We start from the raw sequence: 6,212 nt of genomic DNA on the forward strand, positions 1-6,212 counted from the left end.
TGACAGTGCCGTGGAAGACATAGGCTCGCTTGTCGTACCTCGTAACCACAGCCCGGAAGTTCTTCAGGGCAGGTCCCGGGCAACGTCCCGCAGGCGCTCACCAACACCTGCGGGACCGGCCTCGGGATTCGCTGACGGCTTCCTGGCTGCATGGACGGTGAGTGATCGATGTAGACGGCTCACCGCTGGCTCGGCGGCTGTAGGAAGATCCCGGTATGGATACCTGCGACAGTCATCAGACCGTGCGGTCGCCGCGGTTGCGGCCCGGGGATCGGGTGCGGATCGTCTCTCCAGCCAGTCCGCCCAGCCGCGAGGGAGTTGCCCGTGGCGTCGAGGTGCTGAAGTCATGGGGGCTGCGGGTCGAGTTGGGCGAGCACGTCTTCGACCAATGGGGGTACACGGCCGGGCGGGATGAGGATCGCGTCTTCGACCTGAACGCCGTGTTCACTGACTCCGGAGTCCGCGCGGTGATTGCCACCCGGGGCGGTAAAGGCGCCTACCGCATCGTCGACGACCTGGATATCGGCGCCCTGCGGCGCGACCCAAAACCCTTGGTCGGCTTCAGCGACATCACTCACCTCCATCTTGCCCTGTGGGCGCGAGGCGGTCTGGCCTCGCTACATGGCCCGTTCGCCAACTGGAGCGACGAATAGTCCGGGCTGGCGTCAGCCGAAGCCCTTCGCCGCGCGCTGATGACCACCGATCCTGTGATCATCCAACGGGACACCCGCCAAGCCAGCGCGGCGGTCGCCGTTGAGGGTCTGCCGACCGGTGTCTTGGTCGGCGGCAATCTTGACGCGATCCGCACCGAGGCCGGAGCCGGTCTGCCGAGCCTTGAGGGGGCGATCCTCTTTCTCGAACACCAGAGAGGCACAGGGCTGGGAGAGGTCGACCGCGCACTGACTCAGCAGACCCGTACTGGGGCCCTGGAGGGGTTGTGCGGTGTCGCACTTGGCCAGTTCCTCGGCTTTGACCAGGATGCCGATGATCCAACCCTGGGGGGATGGGGCATCACCGACGTCCTGCGCGACCGGCTGACGCGCCTGGGTGTTCCCGTTCTCGGTGGACTCCCTGCCGGCCACGGGCCTGCATCCCCCGACCATCCCGCTCGGCACTCAGGCCACGATCGATACCGCCGAAGGAACCTTGACGGTTCAGCCAGCCGTCGTCTGACCGTCGACCGCCTTACCCAGCGTGCAAGGCCCATCGCCGCCCTCGCCCGCGACCACGGCGTCAGCCGCACCGCCGTCGCCGACCTGATGTCCGATCACACACCGCCATCGAGCAGAAGGAGGTCCTGGTCCCAGAACTGCCGGTCACCCTCGACATGCCCGGCAAGGTCGGCGTAAGCGCGGACCTCGGTACCGACCTCGGGGAACATCGGTACAGCGGTGGGCGCTGAGAACGATCTTGGTAAGGGCGTGAGCAGGCTGACCCGGTTTTCGTACCGCGACGGGCCTTGCGCTGGGCCGGGACTGCGGGGAGAACCTGGCTGCCGTCGAGCGCACACCCCGGTCGCCTGCCACGGCGGCGAGGAACACCCGGTTTCGCCCCACGAGGCAGGGGAGCGCCCCTAGAGTGACGCCATGGACATGAGCTGGGTCAAAGGCGGCGTGCGCTACACCCTGAAAGTGGTCGAGCACCCGGACTGGACGGCGCTGTCCGAATCGAGCACTCCCGGCGTGCTCCGGGCCCTACTGCGCGGGACCGGCAACAAGATCGTTGGTCACGCGGGCCTGCGCTCCGCGACCGGTGTTGTCGCGGGCGTCGCCGCGGTGTCGGCGACGGTGGGCGGTGGGATGGTGTACGCGGGCATGAAGCTCAAGAGCCACCTGGACGACCGCAAGGCCGAACACGACGAGGCGCCCGCGGGCGCCGCCGAGCAGACGGCCGCGAGCGCCGATATGGTCGAGGTCGAGGAGACGGCCGTAACCGAGACTCCGCGACTGTGCGCTGTGTGAGCGTCAGGCGAAGCGGCCGGCGTGGGTGCAGATCCGCATGACGCTCAGAGCGTCGCCCTTTCCCCGCGTACGCAGAACGCCACGGCGACGGCCCGCGCGCAGCCGCTCTCCAGGACGCTGCGGGGCCGACGTGCGGCCGCGCCCTCGGTGAACCACTGCTCATAAGGCAGGAGCTTGGTGCTGTTCGCGCGCGGTGACATGGCCGCAGTCCCTTCGATTCAGGTCATCGCCGGTGAGGATCGTCCTCAGCGTCAACCGCTGTACCGATGTTCCCCGAGACCATGCTCGCAGGGCGGCCGCGAGGCGCAAGGGGACATTCCACGATTGAACTGTGCACGGGGCGGCTCCGGCTTTCGTCCCCGGCCCCGGGCTCGAACCCGAGGGCGTCAGGTCACGGCCCTGCACACCAAGCTCATGTCTTGCTCAGAACATTCACGGAAGCTGTGAGTCCGCCCTGATGGGCTGTCATGATCGCGTCGGAAAGCGGATGAGCAACTGATCGCAATGAATTACCTCCCTTGCTGAAGGAGAAGTCATGCGCGTGCACAGACGAGCCCTGCTTGCCCCCGCCGTTGCCGCGATGGTCCTGGCAACTGCCAGCCCCGCCCTCGCCGACGATCCGACGCCGACGCCCACGGAGACCGTGGCTACGACCCCGCCCGACCAGCCCGAGGAGTCCGACCTCGAGGAGGGCGCCCCTGAGACTGACGCTCCTGCGCCGTCCGACTCCATGAACTATCCGGACATGCCTGACGGCCGGGGCTGCGACCAAGGCTGGTACTACCACCCCACGAGTAAAACCAAGGACTACCACAAGGGTGTGGGAGCCGAGCAGGCCAACTACAACGGGACCTCGCGCACAGCCAAGTCCTCGTTCACATCTGAGGTGACCGGCACCGTCGGTATCGCGTACACCGGCGAACTGAACGTGAAGGGCAACGTGGCCGTCGCCGAGATCTCGAGCAAGTTCGGCGTGACCGTTTCCGCCTCCCTCACCGCCAAGATCGGCAACACGATCGCCGTTGACACGCCCTCCCGCAAGACCACCTACGCCCGCTACGGTGTGTTCCGGCTGAAGAGCTACGGCTACAGCCAGTACGTGTACGTCAATTGCGGCAAGGGCAGCAAGAAGAACGTCACGATCTACACGCCGCGCCGCGTCGGCTGGGCCATTTGGGAGAAGTGACATGCTCACGCCTTGCAGGAAACTCATGATGCTCAGCGCCCTCGGTGCCGCCCTGCTCTCCCCGGTAGCTGCCTGCTCCGCAGACCACTCCGACGACAAGCAGCCCGCCCGGGCCGGGCATCCGACCACCTCCCACTCAGCGACGGCCACCGCTCCCCACAGCACGCAACCTCCCGTGCAGAAGCCGCCGGAGCTGGACGCCGACGAAACGCTGGCCGGCCGCCAGAAGGCGACCACGGGGAACGCCGAGGTCGAATACGCCCGGGGCAAGAAGGGCGACGCGCTGATCGTCGCAGTGCGCTGCCAAGGCGCGGGCACCGTGAAGGTTGCCGTGCGGCCCGTACACGTCTCCTTCCCCCTGGAATGCGTCGCAGACAAGGTCAGCACCACCTACAACCAAGTGGCCGTTTCGGGGGTGAACCGCGACGGGACAGTCTCTGTCGAGGCGCCCACGGCTGTGCGCTGGTCCCTGACAGTAGGCCGGGGCGTACCAGCCGAGGAAGATTCACCCCGAACTGACGCGAACTCTCCAGCGGCCTCATAGCCACGCCCGACGGGTTGAGGCCCGGAGCAGCTCCGGGCCTCAGCATCCTAGGCGCGGGTGGGTTGACCGTGGCGGTGCGCAGGCCGGGCGGGGCTGTCCGGTCCTCACCGCCCGGCCGGGGCGGGGCGATGAGGATCAGGCGGAGCGCCCGGACGCGCTGGTGGCCCGCACCCAGGGTGGGTGCGGGCCACCAGCGGCAGGGGGTGTGACAGGTCGGACGGTAGGCGCTCGCCCGTGGCGTCGTCGTACGCGATTCCGGTCGGAGACAGGCGCACGGTGCGGGTCGTGGCCGGCTTGCCTTCCGTCCAGGTCCGGCCGCCAACCTCTATCCGCGCGGTCGCGTCGGCCAGGGCGTCCGTGACCGGGAGCTCGATCTCTGGAGTCTCGGGGTACCAGCCGTCCTCGCGGACACTGCGGGCCTTCTTACCCTCGCCACCTAGGAACCGCGACCGGGCAAGAATTCACCGGAAGGATCATGAAGTGAACGAACCCGTGATCGGAAACCTGCCCCCGCACTCCTGGTCCTCGGAGCAGTCCGTGGCCTACGAGGCGGCCATCGAGGCGATCAACGGCGTGGTCGGCGCCTACAGCCGCCTCATCACCGACGCCGAACACCGCCCGGGCGCGGAGGACACGGTCGCCGAGTACCGGCGGCTGCGCGCCGCCTGCCAGCAGGAGCGGCGCGCCCTGCGGGCCGAGGACACCGAGGCCGTGGCCCGCGTCCGCGCCGGCTACGCCGCCCGGCTCCGCCAGCTCACGGGGCACGACGCGTGAGCCAGGACGACGCCACCCGCTACCAGCTGCCGGCCGAGGAGAACCGCCGCATCTTCGGCGCCGACATCGTGCCCGAGCAGCTGACCGGCCCCACGCCGCAGGACCCGGCCACCGCGGTCTTCCTGCTCGGGCAGCCGGGCGCGGGCAAAGACCCGGGTGGCCCAGCTGGTGGCCGAACAGCTCGACGCGCGGGGCGGCTTCGCCGACATCGACAGCGACCTCTACAAGCCCTACCACCCGCAGTACGCCCAGCTCATGGCCCAGGACGACCGGCTCATGACCCTCTACACCGGCCCCGACGGACGGGCCTGGATGCGCCAGGCCCAGCAGTTCGTCCGGGGTGAGGACCCGCTCTCCAACGGACAGAAGCTCAACGCCCTGGTCCAGGAGATCGCCATGGACCCGCAGTTCCTGGCCGCGACCATGCGGCAGTACCGGGCCGTGGGCACCCGCACCGAGGTCCTCGCCCTGGCCGACTCCCAGGCACTGAGCGAGCAGGGCATCCTCAACCGCTACTACGAACAGGTCCGCGACCGCGGGCAGGGACGGCTGACCGTGCCGGAGAAGGCGGCCGCTTCCTACACCGGCATCGCCGTCTCCTGCGAGGTCATCGCCCGCGAGGGACTCGCCGACTACGCGGCCGTCTACCGCCGGGGCGAGTCCATACCCCGCTACGCGGCCTCCGCCGCCGAACTCGCCGCCCAACCCGAAGCGTTGCGCCAGGCCCTGGAACGGGAGCGCAACCGGCCCTGGACACCGGAGGAGTCTCGAGACTTCCTCGCCGTACAGCAGAAGCTGCGCGCGGGCCTGCCCGCCGACTTCGGCCCGCAGCTCGACCGCATTGACGAACTGGCCCGCCCGCTGCTGGCCCCGCAGCCCGCCGGCAGCCCCCGCGTCTCCACCGCGGCCGCCCGCGCGCGCAGCGTCACCGCCTCCCAGCGCCCGACGAAGCCCGATCAGCAGCCCGGTCCGACGGGCCGCACCCCGCCCGGGCATGGCCCGGAGGGACCCGAGCAGCGCCGGGGACGTGCCAAGTAGCGGGCTGTGCAGGGCCCGGGCGGCGTGACCGGCGCCGCCCGCCACGGCACCAGGGGGCACGCAGGAAGGCCATACAACCGTCCCGGAGGGACACATGAAGATCACCATTGAGGGTGCCTCACCCGAGTTCGAGCGGAAACTGCTCCTGCTTCTCGCCGATCACCGCCACGAACTGACCGTCACCGCGGACACCGAGTGGGACGTCGAGCGGGCCATGCGGTACCTCACCTCCCTGCCGGCCAACGCGCTCAAGTTCGCCCGGCGCGTCGTGGAGGCCAACGGTCACAAGAAGGCCGAGGAACTGCGCGCGGAGTTCGACGGCGAGCTGCGCGGCCCGACCATCGCCCTGTCCCGCGCGGTGCCCCGGGGCGTGCGCATGGGCTGGTGGCCCGAGGGCACCGAGGCACCCATCTCTCCTTTGTACGACCCCGACCATCCGTCCTGGCAGAAGGCCATCGCCTACACGATGACCAGCGAGAACACGCCCGTCTTCCTCACCGCATTCGAGTGGCTGGACGACGGCAACGTGCAAAACGCCTTGTCGGCGGCGGCCTTCGGCGGACGTACCGTGCCACGCGCCAGCCACGAGGCCGAGAGCGACAACCCGAACCGCAACGGGGAGGAACAGCCGTGTTCCCCGACGCCGTAGCCGCCTGCACCTGAGCCACCACGGGGGCACGGCCGTACGACGACGCCGGTCCCGGCTCCC

General features: G+C 69.3%; 8 protein-coding genes and 1 pseudogene. 7 read left to right on the forward strand and 2 right to left on the reverse strand.

Annotated features, from left to right (window positions below; all coding sequences use genetic code 11):
• The first annotated feature begins 215 nt into the window (after positions 1-215).
• Positions 216-653 carry an LD-carboxypeptidase gene (locus tag GT030_RS35735; protein ID WP_161201136.1) on the forward strand — a complete coding sequence of 146 codons (438 nt, stop codon included), beginning with the start codon at positions 216-218 and terminating at the stop codon, positions 651-653.
• A 12-nt stretch (positions 654-665) separates the two neighbouring features.
• Here the strand turns inward: GT030_RS35735 and GT030_RS36575 are convergent, their stop codons facing one another.
• Positions 666-1,082, reverse strand: coding sequence for a hypothetical protein (locus GT030_RS36575; RefSeq protein ID WP_237522677.1), 417 nt, complete (start codon positions 1,080-1,082; stop codon positions 666-668).
• A 504-nt stretch (positions 1,083-1,586) separates the two neighbouring features.
• On the opposite strand from GT030_RS36575, the gene GT030_RS19630 reads away from it, so the two are divergent.
• On the forward strand, positions 1,587-1,961 hold the full coding sequence (locus tag GT030_RS19630) for a hypothetical protein (protein WP_161202218.1): 375 nt from the start codon (positions 1,587-1,589) through the stop codon (positions 1,959-1,961).
• A 44-nt stretch (positions 1,962-2,005) separates the two neighbouring features.
• On the opposite strand, the gene GT030_RS19635 is transcribed toward GT030_RS19630, so the two are convergent.
• Complete coding sequence (locus GT030_RS19635; protein WP_161202219.1) at positions 2,006-2,161, reverse strand: hypothetical protein; 156 nt, start codon at positions 2,159-2,161, stop codon at positions 2,006-2,008.
• 335 nt (positions 2,162-2,496) lie between these two features.
• On the opposite strand from GT030_RS19635, the gene GT030_RS19640 reads away from it, so the two are divergent.
• From GT030_RS19640 to GT030_RS19655, 5 genes and pseudogenes are all read left to right on the forward strand, one after another.
• Entirely contained in the window at positions 2,497-3,147 is a 651-nt protein-coding gene (locus GT030_RS19640; protein WP_161202220.1) for a hypothetical protein, read from the forward strand.
• A gap of 175 nt (positions 3,148-3,322) precedes the next feature.
• The gene (locus GT030_RS19645) at positions 3,323-3,691 is read left to right on the forward strand and encodes a hypothetical protein (protein WP_237522678.1); all 369 of its coding nucleotides are present in this window, start codon (positions 3,323-3,325) and stop codon (positions 3,689-3,691) included.
• Positions 3,692-4,171: 480 nt separating this feature from the next.
• The gene (locus GT030_RS35745) at positions 4,172-4,465 is read left to right on the forward strand and encodes a hypothetical protein (protein ID WP_202460297.1); all 294 of its coding nucleotides are present in this window, start codon (positions 4,172-4,174) and stop codon (positions 4,463-4,465) included.
• A gap of 138 nt (positions 4,466-4,603) precedes the next feature.
• Positions 4,604-5,503 (forward strand): annotated as a pseudogene (locus GT030_RS19650) (zeta toxin family protein); the annotation flags it as partial.
• Positions 5,504-5,597: 94 nt separating this feature from the next.
• Positions 5,598-6,152 (forward strand): hypothetical protein, encoded by a 555-nt coding sequence (locus tag GT030_RS19655; protein WP_237522679.1) that lies wholly within the window; start codon positions 5,598-5,600, stop codon positions 6,150-6,152.
• Positions 6,153-6,212: the final 60 nt, after the last annotated feature.

Source organism: Streptomyces sp. SID1328, assembly GCF_009865595.1.
GTDB lineage: Bacteria > Actinomycetota > Actinomycetes > Streptomycetales > Streptomycetaceae > Streptomyces > Streptomyces griseoluteus.

Bases quoted from the DNA above. Each gene is read 5' to 3' on its own strand.
- GT030_RS35735 (WP_161201136.1), top strand. From the start codon at position 216: ATGGATACCTGCGACAGTCATCAGACCGTGCGGTCGCCGCGGTTGCGG.
- GT030_RS19630 (WP_161202218.1), top strand. From the start codon at position 1,587: ATGGACATGAGCTGGGTCAAAGGCGGCGTGCGCTACACCCTGAAAGTG.
- GT030_RS19635 (WP_161202219.1), bottom strand. From the start codon at position 2,161: ATGTCACCGCGCGCGAACAGCACCAAGCTCCTGCCTTATGAGCAGTGG.
- GT030_RS19640 (WP_161202220.1), top strand. From the start codon at position 2,497: ATGCGCGTGCACAGACGAGCCCTGCTTGCCCCCGCCGTTGCCGCGATG.
- GT030_RS19655 (WP_237522679.1), top strand. From the start codon at position 5,598: ATGAAGATCACCATTGAGGGTGCCTCACCCGAGTTCGAGCGGAAACTG.